Source organism: Streptomyces sp. NRRL S-337, from assembly GCF_000720175.1.
GTDB classification, from domain to species: domain Bacteria; phylum Actinomycetota; class Actinomycetes; order Streptomycetales; family Streptomycetaceae; genus Streptomyces; species Streptomyces siderophoricus.
On the sequence record NZ_JOIX01000014.1, the window covers coordinates 1 to 20,978 of the forward strand.

Genomic DNA, 20,978 nt, shown 5'->3' on the forward strand with positions numbered 1-20,978 from the left:
CCACCACCCCCACCCCTCACCCCCACCCACACATCCCGCCCCATTTGTGGCTGTCTCTGAGCTATGTGAGATTTATTGGTGTTGAGGTTCTGGGAGTCCGCCGGTCGGCCCCGGTGGCAGCCGAAGGGACGAACCATGGGCTTTGAACCGATGACGCCGGGCCTGGACGAGGTGCACATCTTGTGGACCTCAGAAGGCATGAGCTGCGACGGGGACACGGTTTCGGTCACCGCGGCGACGCTGCCCAGCCTGGAGGACGTGGTTCTCGGCGCGATTCCCGGGTTGCCGAAGGTGCACCTGCACAACAAGGTGCTGGCCTACGAGACCGGCGACGATTTCATGGCGGCCTTTCATCAGGCGGCCCGCGATGAGCTCGGGCCGTTCATCTTTGTCGTCGAAGGCTCCATTCCCAATGAGAACATCAATGGTGACGGCTATTGGTCGGCCATGGGCAATGATCCGGAGACCGGCGAGCCCATCACGGTGAACGAGTGGATCGACCGGCTGGCTCCCAAGGCGTGGGCGGTCGTGGCCATCGGCACCTGTGCGGCGTACGGCGGCATTCATGCCATGGCGGGTAACCCGACCGGGTGCATGGGGCTGGCCGACTATCTGGGATGGGATTTCCGGTCGGCCGGCGGCTTGCCCATCGTGAACGTCCCGGGTTGCCCCGTTCAGCCGGACAACTTCATGGAGACCCTGCTGTGGGTCCTGCACCAGGCCGCCGGGCTCGCTCCGCCCATTCCGCTGGATGAGCAACTCCGGCCCACCTGGCTGTTCGGCAAGACCGTGCACGAGGGGTGCGACCGGGGCTCGTATTACGAGCAGGGGGATTTCGCGAAGGACTACAACTCCCCCAAGTGCCAGGTGAAGGTGGGCTGTTGGGGCCCGGTGGTCAACTGCAACGTCACCAAACGCGGCTGGATGGACGGGGTGGGCGGCTGTCCCAACGTGGGCGGCATCTGTATCGGCTGCACGATGCCGGGGTTCCCGGACAAATTCATGCCGTTCATGGACGAGCCGCCCGGTGGCACGGTGTCCTCTGCCCTGATGGGCGTGTACGGGCCGTTCATCCGCACCCTGCGTTCCCTCACCAATATCACCGCCAACAAAGAGCCCAAGTGGCGCCATAACGAGGATGCACTGACCAGCGGTTACGACCCGCATTGGACCGGACGTAAATAGATTCCCGCCCATTACGCCCAACAGCCCGGCACGCCCGGCGCGCGCACGATACCCACGACGCCCAGCACGCCCCCACGCCCACCACGCCATCCGCGAGAGGAAACCCCGTGGCGACCGTCCAGAACACCGATGCGGAGCGACGCGAACTCACCGAGGTCGCCTTCGACCCCATTACCCGCATCATCGGAAACCTCGGTATCTACACCAAAATTGACTTCGCGGCACGGGAAGTCGTGGAATGCCGCAGCACTTCCTCGCTCTTCCGCGGCTACAGCGTGTTCATGAAGGGCAAGGATCCGCGCGACGCGCATTTCATCACCAGCCGGATCTGCGGCATCTGCGGTGACAACCACGCCACCTGCTCGCTCTACGCCCAGCAGATGGCCTACGGCGTCAAGCCGCCCCCGCTCGCCGACTGGATCATCAACCTGGGCGAAGCCGCCGAGTTCATGTTCGACCACACGATCTTCCAGGACAACATGGTGTTCGTCGACTTCTGCGAACGCATGGTGAAGGAGACCAACCCCGGTGTCCTGGAGCGGGCCGAACGCACCCCGGCCCCCCACGCCGACGTCCACGGCCACAAGACCATCGCCGACATCATGCGCGCCTTCAACCCCTTCGAGGGGCAGACGTACAAAGAGGCGCTCCAGATGAGCCGGCTGACGCGGGAGATGTGCTGCCTGATGGAGGGCCGGCACGTCCACCCCTCGACGCTGTACCCGGGCGGTGTGGGCACCGTCGCCACCCCGCAGGTCTTCACCGACTACCTGGTACGGCTGACCCGCTGTCTGGACTTCGTCAAACGCGCGGTGGCCATGAACGACGACGTCTTCGACTTCTGGTACGAGGCGCTGCCCGGCTACGAGGAGGTGGGCCGCCGCCGCACGCTGCTGGCCTGCTGGGGCTGCTTCCAGGACCCCGAGGTGGTCGACTACGACTACCGGACCATGAACACCTGGGGCAACGCGATGTTCGTGACCCCCGGCATCATCGTGGACAACGAACTGGTCACCACCGACCTCGTCGACATCAACCTCGGCATGCGCATCCTGCTCGGCAGCTCCTACTACCAGGACTGGACGGGCGAGGAGACGTATGTCGACCGGGACCCGCTCGGCAACCCCGTCGACCAGCGCCATCCGTGGAACCAGACCACCGTGCCGAAGCCGCAGAAGCGGGACCTCGACGGCGGCAACTACAGCTGGGTGATGAGCCCCCGCTGGTTCGACAAACGAACCGGCGACCACCTGGCGCTCGACACCGGCGGCGGACCGATCGCCCGCCTGTGGGCCACGGCGCTCGCCGGCAAGGTCCGTACGCCCTACGTGCGCTCGACCGGCCACAGCGTGGAGATCGACCTCCCGCAGACGCCCAACAGCCCGGAAGTCAGGTTGGAATGGACGCCGCCGCCGTTCCCCAACACCATCGAGCGCGACCGGGCCCGGATGTACTTCGTGGCCTACGCCGCCGGGATGGCGCTGTACTTCGTCGAGCGGGCCCTGGACGAGGTCCGGGCCGGCCGCACCAAGGTCTTCGAGGACTTCAAGGTCCCCAAGGAGGCCATCGGGGTCGGGTTCCACGAGGCCGTACGGGGCGTGCTTTCGCACCACTTGGTGATCCGGGACAGGAAGATCGCCAACTACCACCCGTACCCGCCGACCCCCTGGAACGCCAGCCCCCGCGACTCCTACGGCACCCCCGGCCCGTACGAGGACGCGGTGCAGGGACTGCAGATCTTCGAGGAGAACGGGCGGGAGGACTTCAAGGGCATCGACATCATGCGGACGGTCCGCAGCTTCGACCCGTGTCTGCCGTGCGGCGTCCACATGTACCTCGGTGACGGCCGGACGCTGACGCAGAGTCACTCCCCGACCTTCGGCCACCGGGCGTGAGTGTCATGGCCTGGGACGACCGGCAGGCACGGGACCACGTGGTCCGCACCGAGGCGCTGCTGACCTCGCTCTCCGCGCTGTCCGACCCCGCCGCGCGGGACCGGGCGACCGAGGCCGCCCAGGCACTCGTCGCGCTCTACGGGGAATGCCTGGCCCGGGTCATGGCACTGGCCGGCGCGGTCACCGCCCGGGCGGTCGCGGACGACGAACTCGTCGGTCATCTGCTGCTCGTGCACGGTCTGCACCCGGAACCGGCCGAGGGCCGCATCGGCACGGCCCTCGCCAGTCTGCGCGGCCTGGGCGAAGCCGAACTCGTCGCGGTGAAAGGGCCGTTGGCCCGGATCCGGGTACGGGCCCGCGGCTGCGGGTCCTCCGGGGAGACGCTGCGTACGGCGGTGCAGGAGGCGGTTGCCTGGGCCGCGCCGGAGATCGAGCGGGTGGAGATCGAGGAGGCGGCCGCGGCGGCCGTCGAGCCTCCGCTGATTCCCGTGGAGGCACTGTCGCGCGGCGGTGCCCGGACGGGCGGGGCGCACTCATGAGCACCGTGGTCTCCACCGCCTCGGCGTTGCGGGACCTGGCCCGCCGCCCGCTGCCGGAACCGCGGGACGAGGACCGGTGCGAGCTGTGCGCGGAGCCCGTGCCGGCGGAACACCGGCATCTGCTGGACACCACGGCGGACACCCTGCTGTGCACCTGTCGGGCGTGCGCGCTGCTCTTCGACGCCGACCGGCACAGCGGCGGCCGCCAGCCCTACCTGCTGATTTCCGAACGCAGGCAGCGGCTGGACGGCATGCGGCTCGACGCGCGGCAGTGGGCCGCCCTGCGGGTGCCGGTCGGGCTCGCGTTCTTCCTGCGCGGCGGCCCGCCCGACGACGAGATCACCGCCGGCTACCCCGGCCCGATGGGCGTGATCCGCGCCCCCGTGGACCGCGGGGTGTGGGCCGGCATCGAGGCCGGCCGGCCTGCCCTCGCCACCCTCGTTCCGCGTACCGAGGCGCTGCTGGTCAACCGGGCCGGCGGCAGTCAGGAGCACTGGATCGTGCCGCTGGACGACTGCTACCGGCTCGCCGCCGTGCTGCGCACCCACTGGAGCGGACTGGCCGGCGGGGACGAGGTGTGGCAGCACGTGCGGCAGTTCTTCGACCACCTCACCCCCGTCGATCCGGACGCCTAACAGGACCCGAGGAGAGCCATGGCTGACATCACCGTCGGAAAGCGACAGGTACGACCGGACTTCACCGCCCACGTCCCCGGAGTGCGCCGGGGCAACCACGAGGGCCACTACAAGCGGCAGCCCGGTCACCTCCCCTACGGCAGGTCGACCTCGCGCCGGTCCACCGGGGTCCATCCGAAGACCAAGAACCCCATCCTGCCCGGCATGCCCAACCTGTCACCGGCATGACCGGCAGCACCGGAGTGAGCGGCGTGCGGACGGTGAGCGGGGCGGAGGCACACCACGGGCTGCCCGACCTGTCGTTCGCGGTGACCGGCGTGAGCGCCCTGCCGCACGCCGCGGTGCCCACCCTCGTCCTCAAGCTGGCCGTCGCCCGCACCGGCGGTGGCCCGATCCGGTCCCTGACGCTGTCCACCACCGTCCGGATCGATGCCGCGCGCCGCAGCTACGCGCCCGCGGAAGCACTCGCCCTGGCCCAGCTGTTCGGGCAGCCCGACCAATGGGCCACGAGCATGCAGCCGTTGTCCTGGGCGCAGGTCACGTCCGTCGTGCCGCCCTTCGACGAACGGACCGAGATCGACCTCGCGATCCCGTGCGGCGGCGACGCCGGGCTCGCCGTCGTCACCTACCTGCGCGCCGTGCGCGACGGCGAGGTCCCCCTGGACCTGCTCTTCCGCGGCACCGTCTTCCACACGGACCCCGGCGGGCGGCTGGCCACCGCCCAGATCCCCTGGGACAAGGAGGCCGCCTGCCGGCTGCCCGCGGAACTCTGGCACGACCTCATCAGCCGCTACTACGGCGCCACTTCCTGGCTGCGCCTGTCCCCCTCGACCCACGACAGGCTCAGCGCCTACCAGACGTCACACGGCCTGACCGACGCCGAGCAGGCCGTCAGCGCCCTCCTGGACACCGCCCTGCCCCGGCCCGCACAGACCACGGAAGCGACATGGACCCCCTAGCCTCGGTCGAGAAGATCGCGCGCACCTGCCTGTACGAGGGCTACCTGCTGTGGCCCTACCGGCGGTCGGCGCTCAAGAACACCAAGCGCTGGACGTTCGGCGGCGTCTACCCGAAGGGCGAGGCGGAAGCCCTCGGCGAGCCGGCCCGGATGCGCACCGAGACGCTGCTGGAGACCGCCCCCGGCACCTCCGTCACGATCCGCCTGCGGTTCCTGCAGGTCGTCGAGCGGCAGGTCTACCGCCGGGACGACGGGGAGCACCGGCCGGTCGACACCCTCACCGTCGCCGGCGAGACCCACCTCACCTGGCACGAGGCCGCGGAACGCGAATGGGTGCTGCCGGTCTGGTCGCCTTCGGACGGGCGCACCCTCGACGTCGTCGACCTGCCGGACGGCGCGCACGAGGAGCCGCTGCGCGACGAGCACGGGCGGGCCGCCGGCATGCTCGTACGCCGTTGGAAGCGGCTGCACGGCACCGTGGAGGTCGAGGCGCAGCCAGTTCCGGGCAACGGGCCGCAGGACACCGTCCGTCTGGCGGTCACCTTCACCAACACCACCCCGTGTCCCCCGCACACCGGTGATCCGCGCGAGGGCCGCGACAAGCTCGCCCCGTATGCGTTCGTCTCCACCCACACCGTGCTCACCGCCCACGACGGCGGCTTCGTCTCCCTCGCCGACCCGCCGGCAGAACTGGCGGAGGCGGCGAGCGGCTGCCGCAACGAGGGCACCTGGCCGGTGCTGATCGGCGACGCGCCCGAAGCGGACCGCGACCCCCACCGGTCCACCACGGTCCTCTCCTCGCCCGTCACCCTCTCCGATTTTCCCGCGGTCGCACCGGAGAGCCCCGGCGACCTCTTCGACGGCGGAGAGATCGACCACCTCCTCATCCTCAACGTGCTGAGCCTGACGCCCGCGGAACAGCGGGAGGCCCGCGCCACCGATCCCCGGGCCCGGGAGATCCTCGATCGCTGCGCCGCGCTGTCCCCCGAGGACCTGCTCGCCCTGCGCGGCACGATCCGGAGCCGCCGGACGATCAAGGAAGACGCGTGACGGCGCCCCGCCTCGCCGGACGGCCGGGGTCCCTGCGGCCGGGGAGCCGGGTACGGCTGCGCCCCGGCCGCCGCAGCGACATCTTCGACCTGGCCCTGGCCGGCCGGCTGGCCGAGGTCGACGCCGTCGAAGAGGACTCCGAGGGGCAGACACACCTCGTCGTCACCCTGGTGGACGACGAGGGCCGGGACTTTCCCACCGGTCTGGGGCACCGTTTCTTCTTCGCACCGGAGGAGGTCGAGCCGGTCGGCGGGCCCGCGGGCGGTTCGCGCGTCCTCGTCGCCGCCACCGGCGACTCCTTCGCCGCCGACGACGCCTTCGGCTCCGCGCTCCTCGCCGCCCTGGGCGAACTCCCGCTGCCCGACGAGGTGCACCTCGTCGACTTCGGGCTCCGCGGCGCCGATCTGGCGCACCGCCTCCTGGCCGGCTACGGATCGGCGGTCGTGGTGGGCACGGCGTCGCTCGGCAGGCCGGCCGGCACCCTGGACCTCACCGAGTACGGCGGCGCCACGGCGGTCAACGGAACTGCGGGCGCGGCGGAGTCGGCCGGGCCGTTTTGCCGGCTGGCTGCCGCCGAGCGCCTGGCCCGCGCCCGGCAGACGCCTCTCCCCCGGCTCTTCGTCCTGACCTGTGAGCCTTCCCCGTCCCGGAGCGGGAAGGCGGTCGAGGGGGCCGTGGAGCTGCTGGCAGATCTCCTCGGCAGCCTGTGCAGCGGACCGCTTCCCTCCAGGAATCCCGTCACCCATAGGGAGAACACGCCATGAAGAACGGCATCTTCATTCCCGCGATCGCGGTGCGCATCACCGTCGGCGTCCTGGCCGCCGCCGCACTGACCGCCATCGCCTTCAGCGCGCCCGACGCGGTGCGCTACATCAAGATGGAAATGATGTGAAGGACCATCCGAGGACGGTGCGCCGATGAGTGAGAAAACGGCAGAGGACCAGTACCTGCGTCACCTCAAGGAAACCCGCTCCCTGGAGCGGCTGATCGACACCGCCCTGGGTTCCCTCATCGCCTCGACCCGCGCACCGGAACTCAGAAAACCGCTGGAGGCCCACCGTGAGGTGACCCGCCGGCACATCACCGCGCTCGGCAGCCGGCTGCACGCGCACCACGAAGAGCCGTCGACCGTGAAGGACCTGACCCTGCGGCTCGTCGGAACGGGCTATGCGCTGCTCGCCCGGACCCGGCGCGACCATGCGGGAAAGCACGCCCGCGATGCCTACACCCTCATCCACCTGGTGCTCGCCGGGTACGAGATGCTGCACCACCTCGCGGTGCGCAACGGTGACGAACAGACCGCGAGACTGCTGGAGCAGCACATCGCCGAGGAACGGGCGACCGCCGCGCTGATCGACACCAAGTGGGACCTGGTGGCCGATCTCTCGCTGCGCCACGCCGGCGTCATGGCCGCGCCGCCGGTGAAGCCTCCCCACACCTACGCGAAGGAACGCTGACCGGTGGGAGCCGCCCCGGACGTCATCGAGGAACTCACCGCCGATCACCGCGCGGTACAGCGGCTGTTCGACCGCATCCGCGCCGCCGAACCGGGAAGTGCCGCCCGCAAGGCCCTCGTCGAGCAGGTGTCCGCCGCCCTGGTCCGGCACTCCGTCGCGGAGAAGGAGCACCTGTACCCGGCCGTACGGGACTACGTGGCGCACGGGCGGCGGTGGGCCGAGAAGGAGCTCTCCGACCACGAGCGCATCGAGGAGCTGCTGCACGATCTGGAGCGGCGGGAGCCGCAGGACGAGGACTTCACCGTCCTGGTCCTCGCCCTGTCGACCCGGGTGACCAGCCACATCCTCGACGAGGAACAACGGCTCTTCCCCCGGCTGCAGGCCACCTGTCCCGCGGACCTCCGGCGGGAGCTCGGCGAGAAGGTCCGGCGGGCGAGGAACAGCGCCCCGACGCACCCCCGGCCCAACGCACCGGACTCCGCCCTGGCCACCCGCGCGGTGAGCCCCGGCCTCGGCCTGCTGGACGGCGTACGGGACTTCTTCACCCGGCGGGGCCGTGCCCGGCGCTCCTGACCGGGCGATCCCGGAGTCCTGACCGGCGGAGGGACGATCCATGCCGACCGACGAGCCACCCGGCGTCACGACGCACTACGACCAGATGTCCTTCGCCGATCCGCACGGCGCCGGCAGCCTGTTCGGGCTGTTCGCCGTTTCCATGCTGCACAACCTCGTCCATGTGGTCTTCGGCATGGTGGCCCTCGGTGTGCTTCTCGCGCCGCGGAACAAGCCCGGTCAGTGCCGGTGCCCGGCCGGCGGCCATGCGCCGGAAAGCGGCGCGCCAGGCGGGTGGCGGCGGCGCCCGGCCCGTTTGGCCGTGCCGTGGTGGTGTTACGGCTAGGCGGTGCGCTCGTGGTGTGCGTCGAGAAAGGGCTCGTGTGATGACCGAGCAGCATCCGTACCAAGACGGTGGCGTGCCCGATCCGCCGGACCCGGGGGGCAGGTTCTCCGAGGCTGCGGGACGGTTGTCCGAGGAGGTGGCCACCCTGGTCCGGGCGGAGCTCGATCGGGCGAGGTACGAGCTGACCGAAACGGCCCGCGAGACGGGCCTGGGCTCCCTGGCCCTGACCGCGGGTGGTGTCTGTGCCTCGCTGGCCCTGCTGTCGGCCCATGAGGCCGTGCTGCGGGCGGCGGAACGCCACTGGCCGCCGCCGCAGCGGGCCGCCACCGTCGTGGGGCTCGGCTATGCCTCGGGCGCCGCGGCGTTCGCCTCCTTCGGCTGCTGGAGGCTGCGGAGGGCCCGCGCCGCCTCGCGCGAGGCGCTGGCGCACATGGTCCCCGACCGGACGGCCGACTGAGCCCGTACGCCGGGGCGCGCCGGTGGCGGCCGCCGGGTCCGGGTTCGGTTGGCTCCGAACGGGACGGGTACCCGGGTCGGTGCTCGTCGGTGCGGTGCCGGGCCCAGGGAGGCACCCGTAGGGGCGAAGAGGGAGTGGAGCATGCTGTTCCAGAAGCGGAAGGCCCGGCTCGCGGCGCAGACCCGCCAGGCGGCCGTCACCAGCTACAGCGCGCTGGACCGCCGGGCCCCGGTCTCGGAACTGGCGAAGGAGCTGCTGCGCAAGGCCTTCCCGGACCACTGGTCCTTCCTCCTGGGCGAGATCGCGCTGTACAGCCTCGTGGTGCTGGTGCTGACCGGAAGCTATCTGACGCTGTATTTCGAACCCAGCATGAGCCAGAGCACCTATCACGGTGCGTTCCACCCTCTGGACGGGCTCGTGGTGACCGACGCCTATGCGTCGACCCTGGACATCAGTTTCGATGTCCGGGGCGGGCTGCTGATCCGTCAGATGCACCACTGGGCGGCCCTGGTCTTCGTGGCCGCGCTGGGCGTCCACATGCTGCGGGTGTTCTTCACCGGGGCCTTCCGCCGTCCCCGTGAGTTCAACTGGATGATCGGGGTGACGCTCTTCCTGCTCGCCCTGCTGGAGGGATTCGCCGGCTATTCCCTCCCCGACGATCTGCTGTCCGGCACGGGGCTGCGCACCGCGAACACCATCGTGCTGTCCATTCCCGTCGTCGGTACGTACCTGAGCTATTTTCTGTGGGGCGGGTCGTTCCCCGGCCACATCCTGATTTCCCGGCTGTACACCGTGCATGTGCTGTTCGTGCCGGGGATCCTGATCGCCCTGCTCGGTGCGCATCTGGTGATGGTCGTCTATCTGAAACACACTCACTGGTCGGCCCGGGGGAAGACCAATCGGAACGCCGTCGGGCAGCCGATGTTCCCGCAGTTCACCGCCAAGTCGACCGGACTGTTCCTGATGGTCTCCGGGGTGGTGGCCTGGCTGGGGGCGGTCGCCCAGATCAACCCGGTGTGGGACTACGGCCCCTACGTGGCGGACCAGGCGTCCACCAATGCCCAGCCGGACTGGTACGTGGGCTTCCTCGAAGGGGCGTTGCGGCTCATGCCCCCGTGGGAGACCAACGTGGCGGGGCACACCATCATGTGGAACGTCTTCCTCCCGGCGGTGGTGCTGCCCGGTGTGCTCTTCCTCGTGCTCTATCTCTACCCGTACTTCGAGAAGTGGGTGACGGGCGATCTGATGGAGCATCACCTCTGTGACCGGCCGCGCGACCGCCCCACCCGTACGGGGCTGGGGGTCGCCGCGATCGTCTTCTACGCCGTGTTGCTGGTGGCCGGCGGCAATGACGTGGTCGCCGCGGTCTTCGAGGTGTCGGTCGAGGCGCTGACCTGGATCTTCCGCATCGCGGTGATCGTCGGCCCGATCCTCGCGTTCCTGATCACCAAGCGCTTCTGCCTGGCCCTGCAGGCCCATGACCGTCAGCTGCTGGAGGAGGGCGAGGAGACCGGTCAGATCAGCCAGAACGTCTACGGCGGGATCGGCGAGAGCCACCGTCCGCTCGGCACCGAGCAGCGGTACCGCCTGCTGGTGAGGGACGTGCCCGCGCCGCTGGAGCATCCGGGCGAGCGGGCACCGCGACGGCAGCGGCTGCGCGCCGCGCTGAGCGCCTGGTACTACCGCGACCGGGTCGACATGCCGACCACCGCGGAGGAGCGCCTGCAGATTTCCGGAAAGACGATGGACCCGGTGGCCGGCGCCGGCCACACGGCCGAGGAAGAAACCCCCTAGGAGGAACCGATGGCTGCCGACTCTCCCCGGGACGCCGCGGGGCTGCGCGTCGTGGTCGTCGGTGCGACCGGCAACGTGGGCACCAGCGTCGTACGGGCGCTCAGCGCCGAACCCGCCGTCGAGTCGGTGCTGGGGCTGGCGCGGCGCAGACCGCAGTGGTCCTGCGCCAGGACGACGTGGGCCGCCGTGGACGTCACCGAGGACGACCTGACCGGGCACTTCGCCGGCGCCGATGCGGTGATCCACCTCGCCTGGCTGTTCCAGCCCACCCGGGACCCGGTCAGCACCTGGCGGAACAACGTACTGGGCAGCATCCGGGTCTTCCAGGCGGCGGCCGCGGCCGGTGTCGGAACGCTGGTGTATGCCTCGTCGGTCGGCGCCTACTCGCCCGGCCCCAAGGACCGGCAGGTCGACGAGTCCTGGCCCACGCACGGCTGGCCTGATGCCGCCTACTGCCGTGAGAAGGCCTATCTGGAGCGCTTCCTCGACGGCTTCGCGTCCGCGCATCCCCAGGTCCGTGTCGTACGGCTGCGGCCGGGCTTCATCTTCCAGCGGGCCGCGGCCTGCGCGCAGAGCAGACTGTTCGCGGGCTTCACACCGCCGCGCGTCCTGGCCTCCAAGCGGCTCTTCCCCGTCGTGCCCGACCTGCCCGGTCTGCGGTTCCAGGTGCTGCACGCCGACGACGTCGCCGACGCCTACCGGCGGGCCGTGCTGCGGCCGGTCTCCGGAGCGTTCAACCTGGCCGCGGAGCCGGTGGTCGACGCCGCGCTGCTGGGCGACCTCCTGGGAGCCCGCGTCGTGCGGCTGCCGGCCGGGCCACCTCGTGCGCTGCTGTCGGGTGCCTGGCATCTGCGCCTGCTGCCGGTCTCGCCGCACCTCTTCGACGCCGTGCTGCGGCTGCCCCTGATGGACACCGCCCGGGCCCGGCGGGAACTGGGCTGGGCTCCCCGGTACAGCGCCCAGGACGCCCTTGAGGACTTCCTGCGCGGCCTACGGGAACACGCCGGCCTGCCCACCGCGCCGCTACGGCCACCCCGGTAGGACGAGGAACGCCCGGCGGGACCGCTCGGTCATCCGGGCCGCTCAGTCATCCCGGCCGCCCATTCAACGCACCCGCTCAGTCATCGCGGCGGGCGAATTCGAAGACCATGCCGAAGACGGCGGACACGGTGACGCCGACCCCGATGAGGACCAGCCACACCGCGTAGACCAGGCCGAGCGCGAGCAGTGCCGCACCCAGCGCGACCACGATCGGATAGCCACTGTGCGGCGGGAAGAAATCCAGCGGGCCGCTGCGCTCCTGGATCTCGGATTCCTGCCGGTCCTCCGGCCGTTCGCCCTTGCGGCGGTAATTCATGGCACAGAAGAACGAGATGACGACCGCCATGAAACAGGACACCGTGAGCGCGGCGATGCCGGCCGGTTCCCGGGCGAACCAGATGTACACCGCGTCGGTGAGCAGGAAGAAAAGGGCCACGCCCGCGAAGAGATACGCCTCCGCTTTCATTTCTGCTCGTCTCCCAAGGTGTCCGGGGTCGGTTCGGACGTGCCGCGTTCACCCGAGGCGAGTTCGAGGTACTGGGGGTGATGGAGGTCGAAGGCGGGCGAGTCGGAGCGGATCCTGGGAAGCGCCACGAAGTTGTGACGGGGCGGCGGACAGGAAGTGGCCCACTCCAGCGACCGTCCGAATCCCCAGGGGTCGTCGGACTCCACGCGGGGCGCGTACTTCGCGGTCTTCCAGACGTTGTAGAGGAAGGGCAGGGTCGACAGGCCCAGCAGGAACGCACCGATCGAGGAGATGGTGTTCAGCAGGGTGAAGCCGTCGGCGGCGAGATAATCGGCGTACCGGCGCGGCATGCCCATCTCGCCGAGCCAGTGGTGGACGAGGAAGGTGGTCTGGAAGCCGATGAACAACGTCCAGAAGTGAATCTTCCCCAGCCGCTCGTCGAGCATCCGGCCGGTCCACTTCGGCCACCAGAAATAGAAGCCGCCGAACATCGCGAAGACGATCGTGCCGAACAGAACGTAATGCAGATGCGCGACGATGAAGTACGTATCGGTGACATGGAAGTCCATGGGCGGTGAGGCGATCAGAACGCCGCTGAGACCCCCGAGGAGAAAGGTCACCATGAATCCGACGGCCCAGAGCATCGGCGTCTCGAACGACAGGCTGCCCCGCCACATCGTCCCGATCCAGTTGAAGAACTTCACCCCGGTCGGTGCCGCGATCAGGAAGGACATCAGGGAGAAGAACGGCAGCAGCACCGCGCCCGTGGCGAACATGTGGTGCGCCCACACCGTGGCGGACAGCATGGTGATGGCGATCGTCGCACCGACCATGCCGACGTATCCGAAGACCGGTTTGCGGCTGAAGACGGGCACGATCTCGGTCACCACACCGAAGAACGGCAGCGCGACGATATAGACCTCGGGGTGGCCGAAGAACCAGAAAAGGTGCTGCCACAGCAGCGCCCCGCCATTGGCCGCGTCATAGACGTGCGCACCCAGCCTGCGGTCGGCCAGCAGCGCGAGGAGTGCGGCGGTGAGCACGGGAAAGGCGAGCAGCGCAAGGATGGAGGTGAAGAGGATGTTCCACGTGAAGATCGGCATCCGGAACATCGTCATTCCGGGGGCGCGCAGCGTGATGATGGTGGCGATGAAATTGACCGAGCCGAGGGTGGTACTGAGACCGGCGACGACCAGACCCGCCGCCCACAGGTCGCCGCCCGCACCCGGCGAGAACACCTCGCTGTTCAGTGGCGCGTAGGCGAACCAGCCGAAAGGTGCCGCACCGCCCGGCACGACGAAACCCGACACCACCATCAGCCCGCCGAAGAGGAATAGCCAGTACGTCAGGGCATTGAGCCGGGGAAAGGCGACATCGGGGGCGCCGATCTGCAGGGGCATGACGGCATTGGCGAACCCGGCGAATGTCGGGGTCGCGAAGAGCAGCATCATGACCGTGCCGTGAATGGTGAACAGCTGGTTGTACTGCTGATTGCTGACGATCTGCATGCCCGGTCGGGCCAGCTCCGCGCGCATCAGCATCGCCAGAATGCCGGCGAACAGGAAGAAACCGAAAGCCGTGACGAGATACATATTGCCGATCACCTTGTGATCGGTGGTCGTCACGTACTTCCGGATCCTGCTGCCCGCCCTGACGCGCGGATTCTGGGAGGCGTCCAGCGGCTCCCGCCGCCGGTCGTGGTCCAGCTGCGACATCGCCCCTCCGAGACACTGGCGGCCGGCGCGGCGGGTTCCGGCCCATCACCGCGCCTCACTGTGTAGCCGCAACCGTTGACCGCCAAACCTCCTGTCGACCATCCAGACCCACGTCGCCGGGGCCCACCGCTCGTCATCCCGGTATCACGTCCGAATACCGCCAGCCCTGGTGCGGCGCACCTCGCAGACTTGGCCGCGTAGCCGGTGAGGGCGCCGTCCGCGCCGATCACGCCGTGCAACGCACACGTAACGAAGGACCCCACCATGACCCCCACCGTGACCGACGCCATGACCCCTGCCAGGACCGACGCCGCCCGACCGGACGGCAGCCTCACCGCACGGGTCGACGCCGCCGACTGGAACGCCCTCACCGACGAGGTCAACGAGTACGGCAGCGCGCTGACCGGGCCGCTGCTCACCCCCGGCCAGTGCCAGGAGATCGCCGCCCTGTACGACGACGCCGAACGCTTCCGTACCACCGTCGACATGGCCCGCCACCGCTTCGGCTCCGGCCAGTACCGATACTTCACCCACGACCTGCCGGACGCCGTCCGCGAACTGCGCGAGGCGTTCTACCCGCACCTTCTGCCGATCGCCCGCGACTGGGCCGGCAAGCTCGGGCGGAGCGCCCCGTGGCCGGACGACCTGGGGCGGTGGCTGGCGAAGTGCCACCGGGCCGGGCAGTCCAAGTCCGCCCAGATCCTGCTGCGTTACGTCGCGGGTGACTGGAACGCACTGCACCGCGATGTGTTCGGCGAGATGGTGTTCCCGCTCCAGGTCGTCATCGGCCTCGACGCACCCGGTGTCGATTTCACCGGCGGCGAGTTCCTGATGACGGAACAGCGACCCCGCGCCCAGTCCCGCGGATCGTCGACCACGCTCCCCCAGGGCCACGCACTGGTCTTCACCACCCGCGACCGGCCGGTGGCCTCCCGCCGCGGCTGGTCCATCGGGCCCATGCGGCACGGCGTGAGCACCGTCCGCTCCGGGGTGCGACGGACGCTCGGCCTCGTCTTCCACGAGGCGTCATGAACGAGCCCGCCGCCGGCCCCGAGTCGCATATGGAGGGCTTGCCCGCCCAGCACACCGACGCGGAGCTGGCCGCCCTGGTCGGGTTGCTGACGGCGCACCGCTCGCGGATCCGGTCCGTCGCCGTCGGCCATGGCCGGGACGGGCATTCCCGTGCCGCCGCGCGGGCGTTCACCGCGGCCTGGCAGACGCTCGGCTTGGACGTCCTCGCGGTCGTCGACTGGCCCGAGGAGGCGGCCTCGTGGCTGCGCCCCGCCCGGCGGCTGACCGCCCAGACCCCGGACGCCTGGGTGCTGGCCGGCGCGCCGGCCGGCGTCGCCCGCCTGGTCCGGCGCCTGCGTCGCTCCACCGACTGGGATCCCGCCCGCACCGTCGGCTTCGCCTCCCTCGGCACGCCCCGGCTCGTCGAACTCGCCGGCGCCGACACCGTTCACGGGCTGCGCGGCGCTTCACGGGACGGCGGCACCTGGGAGCTGCGCCGGGGCTGGACCACCCACTACGCGCCCGCGGCGACGGCCGACGCCCAGCGGTGACCCACTCACAGCGGCCGGCCCGGCACCCCCGTCCGGCACCTGTGGGCGTCAGTGCCTGTGGGGGGCAGTGCCTGTGTGTGTCAGTGCCTGTGGGGGATCAGTGGTCGACGTGGGTCAGGCAGAGTGTGGTGTCCCCGAGCCTGCCGCCCCGCTCCTCGTACTGGGTGAATTCAGCGGGGCACTCGCCGCGCGGCCCCGGCGTGAACCGGATCTTGTAATCCGCTTTGGGGTCGGTGCAGTTGACGGTGAACAGCACCGGCTTGGTGTGCGTGCCCCGGTTCTCCAGGCAATCCCCGACGCTCGCCTCACGGGCCGTCTTCTCCGGCTCCTTGCCGTCGCTGAGCAGCCAGAACACCGTGCCGAGAGCCACCACGACGGCCAGCGCGATCACCGGCCTGAGCCACTGCCGCGGATTCGGCCCGGTCGGCACGAACACGGGCGCGCCCGGCTGCGGCTGGATCTGCCCCCAGTGCTGCTGGCCCCACTGCTGCGGCGCGGGTTGGCCGTAGGGGGCCGCAGCGGGTGGCCCGTACGGGGCGGGGCCGCTCTGCCCGTAGGGGGCCGGTCCGGGCGGCGGACCGTAGGGGTTCGGGCCGTTCTGGTCATACGGGGACGGACCGCCGGGAGGCGGCGGTGTGTACGCGGACAGAGTGTTCCCCCTCGCCGTTCGATGTTCGGTACGGCAGGCTACGCCCCCGCCCGTTCGACGGTTCGGAGAGGGGGCTACCGCCCTCGATCATGAACGAATCACCCCGAAGCCCGGCTGACCAGCCCTCCATTGAGCCGATGTTGTGCTTGACGTGACCTGAGTCCCGTCGGTGCGGAACCGCCGTGCCCGCCACCGCGTGATCACGAAGTATGGTCCGGAAGCTCGCAGCAGGGCGCCTCTTCGCCCACCTCGCAGCCGTCGCGTTCGTCGGCTGTGTGCTGACCGCCGTCCAGTTCCAGGCGGCGCTGATCGCGCTCTTCGCCGAGCGCACCGCGGCGCTCGTGGCCGTTCTGGTCGGCGGGCCGGTGCTGGGCATGGCGTCGCTCGCCGCACTCGCCACCTCCGTCCGCGCGTTCGTGCCGCTCACCCGCCGAGCGCGCGGACGGTGGGCCTGGGCGGCGGGCGTGTACGCCTGCGGCACGGCGGGGGCGGTAGCAGCCGTCGCGGCGAACCTGCGCGACGACGGCTTGCACATCACCGTTCTGCTGCATCCCTGGGGCGGCCTCTGGTACGCCTTGGGCGCCGCCTTCTTCCTCCCGGGTGCCCGGACCCGGCTGGCCGCGCTCGCCGCCGCGGGCCTCCTCGCGGCCGGCGGCTCGTACCTCGCTTGGGAGGCCGCCCAGCCGCCCACGCTCACCGAGTGGCTCACCGCCAACGGCGTCGACCGCGCCCTGCTGCGGGTCGGTGACCCCCCTTCCGGATACGCGCTGGACGACGTCGGAGCGAGCGAGAGCTCCTTCGGCGCGACCTACACCCGCCCCGGCGCCCCGGACCTGCACCTCTCCGTGGAACGGATCGGGCACGACACCCGGCGTTCCGATGCGCGCGGCTGTCCCGACCCGTTCGGCGAAACGATCCACTGCTCGGACGACGGGGACGGCCGCCAACTGGTCTCCTACGAGGGCGACTACAAGCGGCGGGACCTGCGGTTGCGCCGCAACGGGCTGGTCCACACGGTGACCGTCGAGGGCAGCGGCCGCACCGGCCTGGCCGGGGCCCGGCACCTGCTGACGACCCTCAGGCCGGCGACCGATGCCGAGCTCACCCCGCTCCTCGACCGGCCGATGCGCGACTGACGCCCGTACGATCTCGCACCGGTCCGGGACCGGGTCCGAGTCCAAGGCCGAGCCCAAGGCCGAGCCCGAGTACAAGTCCGCGGCCAGGTCGCGGCCAGACCAGGTCCCCGCCAGGCCAGGCCTCGGAAAATGAGGAGCGCGAGGAAACGGCTCCGCAGTATGGTCGCGTGGTGGATGAACTGAACGATAAGGACGGGTATTTCGGGGAACAGCTCGCCGCGAAGTACGACGCATCCTCGGGCGACATGTTCGCCCCGGACGTCGTGGCCGAAACGGTCGACGTGCTGGCGGGTCTGGCCGGTGAAGGCCGGGCCCTTGAGCTGGGCATCGGGACGGGGCGGATCGCCCTGCCGCTGGCGCGCCGCGGGGTTCCGGTGCACGGTATCGACATGTCACGGGCGATGGTCGCGCGGCTGCGGGACAAGCCGGGCGCTGAGGCGATCGACGTGACGATCGGCGACTTCGCGACGACGCGCGTGCCGGGGACGTTCTCCCTCGCATATCTGGTGTTCAACACGATCATGAATCTGACGACCCAGGCGGCACAGGTGGCATGCTTCCGCAACGCCGCGGCCCACCTCGAACCGGGCGGCTGTTTCGTCATCGAGGTCGGGGTTCCGGAGCTGAGAAAGCTGCCAGCCGGCCAGAACGTCGTGCCCTTCAAGGTGAGCCCGACCAGCTGGGCCTTCGATCTCTACGACGTCGCCACCCAGGCCATGAGCTCGAACTACGTCGATGTCGTCGACGGCCGCGGGGAGTACCGGTCGATCCCCTTCCGGTACGTCTGGCCCGCGGAGCTCGATCTGATGGCTCAGCTGGCGGGGCTGCGGCTGCGCGAGCGGTGGGACGGTTGGGGGAAGGGGCCCTTCACGAGCGAGAGCCACCAGCACGTCTCCGTATGGGAGAAGCCCGCCGACTGACCGGCAGCCCGCCGACCGACCGCGTACCGACCGCGTGCTTCCCGTCCCTCGTGCGCTCTGCTCGCCGTCGGCTGGTCGTTTCCCCCGGCCCTCGGCTTACCCCCGGTGCCCCGCCTCGCCCCCTCCCTGGTCGGCAGCTTCCGCCACTTTGGCCAGGTTGCTGAGCATGCGGCGGTGGCGCAGCTGGAGCAGCATGTCGACGCCGGCGTTGTGCAGCCGTCCGCTCGGACCGGTCAGCGGGTGCTCGTCGGCGATGACCACGGTGTGCTCACCCCAGGGGCGCAGTTCCAGGGCGATGCGTGCGGTGCCGAGCCGTCCGCTGTCGATCTCCAGCTCAAGCCGTCGTGGTGGCTCGCTGCACCGGACGATGGTCTGGCCGGCGAGTTCCCACGGCCCCAGCCGGAAGGTGTATTCAAGGGCGGAGCCGAGCCGCGGCCAGTTGTCGTCCTTGGGGCGCGAGCGGACCGTTCCCACCACCCAGTCCTGGTAGCGCGAGCCGTCCGCCAGGACGGCCCATACCGTCTCCCGCCGGGTCCTGATCAGCTGGTGCCGTAGTGCCATGGGCACGCCACCGCCTCACCGTGTGCCTTGGCGTTCAGCCTAGGGCGCTGCGCTGTGGTTGGCAGGTGCAGGAATGCCCTCCCTCGGACGGCACACGGTCGGTGAGCGTGCCGATGCGCTCTGCTCCTGCGGGCCGTGGTGGGTGTGAGTCCTGCGGCATGTGGGGGGTGCGAGCAGCAGGAGTCGGGTTCAACGGGGGTCGCGAGCACAGCCGGGTGTCCGCAAGACGCCGCACTGCGGGACAAAACCCGTCAGGAAGCGGTCCGATTCGTAAATTCGCAGTTTCTTGCTTGTTGAACATCTGTCAATCGATCTCAACTCGTGGCAATCTTCGGTCGATTCACTCCTCCACCGGGCACCCCACCCCTCGGCTGCCCGGCCCCACCTCTTGGGCCGCGACCCCGCGGCCCTCACAAGGGAGACCGAGTTGAGACGGACTTCGTCCACCCCCCGCAAGAACACCCTGCGCGCTGCCGCCCTGGTCGCCTCCGCCGCGATGGTCGCGGTCGGCGTCCAGGCCGGATCGGCCAGTGCGCAGGCGGACCGCGCGACCGGCGCGTCGGCGGCCCAACTCTCCGCAGCGCAGCGGGTATCCGCGTTGCAGGAGGCGCAGAGCAGCGCCTCCACGATCGCCGCCAAGATCGGCCTTGGCGCGAAGGAGAAGCTCGTCGTCCGGGACGTCATCAAGGACGCGAACGGCACGGTGCACACCCGCTACGACCGTACCTACGCCGGCCTGCCCGTTCTGGGCGGTGACCTGGTGGTGCACCAGACCAAGAACGGCACCCGCAGCGTCACCAAGGCGACCAAGGCCCGGATATCCGTGGCCAGTACGACCGCCGCGCTCGCCCCCTCCACCGCGAAGAAGAGCGCCCTCAGCGCTGCCGCGGCGAAGAAGGACACCAGGACCGGCACCTCCGGCACGCCGCGCAAGGTGATCTGGGCCGCCTCGGGCAAGCCGGTCCTCGCGTACGAGACCGTCGTCACCGGCACCCAGAAGGACGGCACCCCCAGCGCCCTGCACGTCATCACGGACGCGGCCACCGGCAAGAAGCTGTTCGAGGACGAGGCGATCGAGACCGGCACCGGGACCAGCACCTACAGCGGCAACGTCCCGCTGACCACAACGAAGAGCGGGACGGCGTACCAGCTCACCGATGGCGCCCGCGGCGGCCACAAGACGTACGACCTCAACCAGAAGACGTCCGGCACCGGGACGCTGTTCACCGACGCGGACGACGTGTGGGGCGGCGGCCGGCAGACCGCCGGCGTCGACGCCCACTACGGTGCGGCGGTCACCTGGGACTTCTACAAGAACACCTTCGGCCGCAACGGCATCCGCAACGACGGCAAGGGCGCGTACTCCCGCGTCCACTACGGCAACAGCTACGTCAACGCCTTCTGGGACGACGGCTGCTTCTGCATGACGTACGGCGACGGCAGCGGCAACAGTCACCCGCTGACCTCCCTCGACGTGGCCGCCCACGAGATGAGCCACGGCGTCACCGCGGCCACCGCCGGCCTCAACTACAGCGGTGAGTCCGGCGGCCTCAACGAGGCGACGTCCGACATCTTCGGCACCTCGGCCGAGTTCTACGCCAAGAACGCCGCCGACCCGGGCGACTACCTCATCGGCGAGAAGATCGACATCAACGGTGACGGCACCCCGCTGCGCTACATGGACAAGCCCAGCAAGGACGGCGGCTCGGCGGACTACTGGTCGAGCACGGTCGGCAACAAGGACGTGCACTACTCGTCCGGCGTCGCCAACCACTTCTTCTACCTGCTCTCCGAGGGCAGCGGCGCCAAGACCATCAACGGCGTCAGCTACAACAGCCCCACCGTCGACGGCTCCAAGGTCACCGGCATCGGCCGGGACAAGGCCGAGAAGATCTGGTACAAGGCCCTCACCACGTACATGACCTCCACCACCAACTACAAGGCCGCGCGCGCCGCGACCCTGAAGGCGGCGGGTGACCTGTACGGCACGACCGGCGCCGAGTACAAGGCAGTGGGCGCCGCCTGGGCGGGCGTGAACGTGAAGTAGTCCCCAGCCGGCT

General features: G+C 70.0%; 24 protein-coding genes. 20 read left to right on the top strand and 4 right to left on the bottom strand.

The window, feature by feature from the left end; all coding sequences use genetic code 11:
- Positions 1 to 135 precede the first annotated feature (135 nt).
- From IG62_RS0112525 to IG62_RS0112595, 15 genes are all read left to right on the top strand, one after another.
- Positions 136 to 1,185 (top strand): hydrogenase expression protein HypE, encoded by a 1,050-nt coding sequence (locus IG62_RS0112525; RefSeq protein ID WP_030801073.1) that lies wholly within the window; start codon positions 136 to 138, stop codon positions 1,183 to 1,185.
- Between the two features lie 107 nt (positions 1,186 to 1,292).
- Complete coding sequence (locus IG62_RS0112530) at positions 1,293 to 3,080, top strand: nickel-dependent hydrogenase large subunit (protein ID WP_030801075.1); 1,788 nt, start codon at positions 1,293 to 1,295, stop codon at positions 3,078 to 3,080.
- Positions 3,077 to 3,619 carry a NifU family protein gene (locus tag IG62_RS0112535; protein ID WP_199812463.1) on the top strand — a complete coding sequence of 181 codons (543 nt, stop codon included), beginning with the start codon at positions 3,077 to 3,079 and terminating at the stop codon, positions 3,617 to 3,619. The genes IG62_RS0112530 and IG62_RS0112535 overlap by 4 nt, the downstream gene beginning before the upstream one ends.
- The gene (locus IG62_RS0112540; protein WP_030801080.1) at positions 3,616 to 4,254 is read left to right on the top strand and encodes a DUF5947 family protein; all 639 of its coding nucleotides are present in this window, start codon (positions 3,616 to 3,618) and stop codon (positions 4,252 to 4,254) included. Before IG62_RS0112535 ends, IG62_RS0112540 begins: the two co-directional genes overlap by 4 nt.
- An 18-nt stretch (positions 4,255 to 4,272) precedes the next feature.
- Positions 4,273 to 4,482: a hypothetical protein gene (locus IG62_RS0112545; RefSeq protein ID WP_030801082.1), complete on the top strand. Its 210-nt coding sequence runs from the start codon at positions 4,273 to 4,275 to the stop codon at positions 4,480 to 4,482.
- Entirely contained in the window at positions 4,479 to 5,213 is a 735-nt protein-coding gene (locus tag IG62_RS0112550) for a DUF6084 family protein (RefSeq protein ID WP_158795036.1), read from the top strand. Before IG62_RS0112545 ends, IG62_RS0112550 begins: the two co-directional genes overlap by 4 nt.
- The gene (locus IG62_RS0112555; protein WP_030801087.1) at positions 5,201 to 6,262 is read left to right on the top strand and encodes a hypothetical protein; all 1,062 of its coding nucleotides are present in this window, start codon (positions 5,201 to 5,203) and stop codon (positions 6,260 to 6,262) included. Before IG62_RS0112550 ends, IG62_RS0112555 begins: the two co-directional genes overlap by 13 nt.
- The gene (locus IG62_RS47785; protein ID WP_051797995.1) at positions 6,259 to 7,026 is read left to right on the top strand and encodes a hypothetical protein; all 768 of its coding nucleotides are present in this window, start codon (positions 6,259 to 6,261) and stop codon (positions 7,024 to 7,026) included. The genes IG62_RS0112555 and IG62_RS47785 overlap by 4 nt, the downstream gene beginning before the upstream one ends.
- Entirely contained in the window at positions 7,023 to 7,154 is a 132-nt protein-coding gene (locus IG62_RS49515) for a hypothetical protein (protein WP_267887872.1), read from the top strand. Before IG62_RS47785 ends, IG62_RS49515 begins: the two co-directional genes overlap by 4 nt.
- Positions 7,155 to 7,179: 25 nt before the next feature.
- Positions 7,180 to 7,719, top strand: coding sequence for a ferritin-like domain-containing protein (locus IG62_RS0112570; RefSeq protein ID WP_030801090.1), 540 nt, complete (start codon positions 7,180 to 7,182; stop codon positions 7,717 to 7,719).
- A gap of 3 nt (positions 7,720 to 7,722) precedes the next feature.
- Complete coding sequence (locus IG62_RS0112575) at positions 7,723 to 8,292, top strand: hemerythrin domain-containing protein (protein WP_030801092.1); 570 nt, start codon at positions 7,723 to 7,725, stop codon at positions 8,290 to 8,292.
- Positions 8,293 to 8,332: 40 nt separating this feature from the next.
- Entirely contained in the window at positions 8,333 to 8,617 is a 285-nt protein-coding gene (locus tag IG62_RS43220; RefSeq protein WP_030801094.1) for a DUF4383 domain-containing protein, read from the top strand.
- 40 nt (positions 8,618 to 8,657) lie between these two features.
- Entirely contained in the window at positions 8,658 to 9,074 is a 417-nt protein-coding gene (locus IG62_RS0112585; protein WP_030801096.1) for a phage holin family protein, read from the top strand.
- A gap of 141 nt (positions 9,075 to 9,215) precedes the next feature.
- Positions 9,216 to 10,868 carry a cytochrome b gene (locus IG62_RS0112590; protein ID WP_030801099.1) on the top strand — a complete coding sequence of 551 codons (1,653 nt, stop codon included), beginning with the start codon at positions 9,216 to 9,218 and terminating at the stop codon, positions 10,866 to 10,868.
- A 9-nt stretch (positions 10,869 to 10,877) separates the two neighbouring features.
- Positions 10,878 to 11,909 (top strand): NAD-dependent epimerase/dehydratase family protein, encoded by a 1,032-nt coding sequence (locus IG62_RS0112595; RefSeq protein ID WP_030801101.1) that lies wholly within the window; start codon positions 10,878 to 10,880, stop codon positions 11,907 to 11,909.
- 76 nt (positions 11,910 to 11,985) lie between these two features.
- On the opposite strand, the gene IG62_RS0112600 is transcribed toward IG62_RS0112595, so the two are convergent.
- The gene (locus tag IG62_RS0112600; protein WP_030801103.1) at positions 11,986 to 12,375 is read right to left on the bottom strand and encodes a cytochrome c oxidase subunit 4; all 390 of its coding nucleotides are present in this window, start codon (positions 12,373 to 12,375) and stop codon (positions 11,986 to 11,988) included.
- Complete coding sequence (gene ctaD, locus IG62_RS0112605; protein WP_030801106.1) at positions 12,372 to 14,090, bottom strand: cytochrome c oxidase subunit I; 1,719 nt, start codon at positions 14,088 to 14,090, stop codon at positions 12,372 to 12,374. Before ctaD ends, IG62_RS0112600 begins: the two co-directional genes overlap by 4 nt.
- A 288-nt stretch (positions 14,091 to 14,378) precedes the next feature.
- On the opposite strand from ctaD, the gene IG62_RS0112610 reads away from it, so the two are divergent.
- Complete coding sequence (locus IG62_RS0112610) at positions 14,379 to 15,122, top strand: 2OG-Fe(II) oxygenase (RefSeq protein ID WP_030801108.1); 744 nt, start codon at positions 14,379 to 14,381, stop codon at positions 15,120 to 15,122.
- Positions 15,119 to 15,652: an ABC transporter substrate-binding protein gene (locus tag IG62_RS0112615; RefSeq protein ID WP_051797997.1), complete on the top strand. Its 534-nt coding sequence runs from the start codon at positions 15,119 to 15,121 to the stop codon at positions 15,650 to 15,652. Before IG62_RS0112610 ends, IG62_RS0112615 begins: the two co-directional genes overlap by 4 nt.
- Before the next feature lie 97 nt (positions 15,653 to 15,749).
- Here IG62_RS0112615 and IG62_RS41775 read toward each other — a convergent pair whose 3' ends face one another.
- Complete coding sequence (locus IG62_RS41775) at positions 15,750 to 16,088, bottom strand: LppU/SCO3897 family protein (RefSeq protein WP_037838226.1); 339 nt, start codon at positions 16,086 to 16,088, stop codon at positions 15,750 to 15,752.
- A gap of 422 nt (positions 16,089 to 16,510) precedes the next feature.
- On the opposite strand from IG62_RS41775, the gene IG62_RS0112625 reads away from it, so the two are divergent.
- Both IG62_RS0112625 and IG62_RS0112630 read left to right on the top strand, forming a co-directional pair.
- Positions 16,511 to 17,437, top strand: a complete 927-nt coding sequence (locus IG62_RS0112625; RefSeq protein WP_030801113.1) for a hypothetical protein — start codon at positions 16,511 to 16,513, stop codon at positions 17,435 to 17,437.
- A 179-nt stretch (positions 17,438 to 17,616) separates the two neighbouring features.
- Positions 17,617 to 18,357: a class I SAM-dependent DNA methyltransferase gene (locus IG62_RS0112630; RefSeq protein WP_030801115.1), complete on the top strand. Its 741-nt coding sequence runs from the start codon at positions 17,617 to 17,619 to the stop codon at positions 18,355 to 18,357.
- A gap of 96 nt (positions 18,358 to 18,453) precedes the next feature.
- Here IG62_RS0112630 and IG62_RS0112635 read toward each other — a convergent pair whose 3' ends face one another.
- Positions 18,454 to 18,918 (bottom strand): SRPBCC family protein, encoded by a 465-nt coding sequence (locus tag IG62_RS0112635; RefSeq protein ID WP_030801118.1) that lies wholly within the window; start codon positions 18,916 to 18,918, stop codon positions 18,454 to 18,456.
- Between the two features lie 427 nt (positions 18,919 to 19,345).
- Between IG62_RS0112635 and IG62_RS0112640 the strand changes: the two genes are divergently transcribed.
- Positions 19,346 to 20,965 (top strand): M4 family metallopeptidase, encoded by a 1,620-nt coding sequence (locus IG62_RS0112640; RefSeq protein WP_030801120.1) that lies wholly within the window; start codon positions 19,346 to 19,348, stop codon positions 20,963 to 20,965.
- The last annotated feature ends 13 nt before the right edge of the window (positions 20,966 to 20,978 follow it).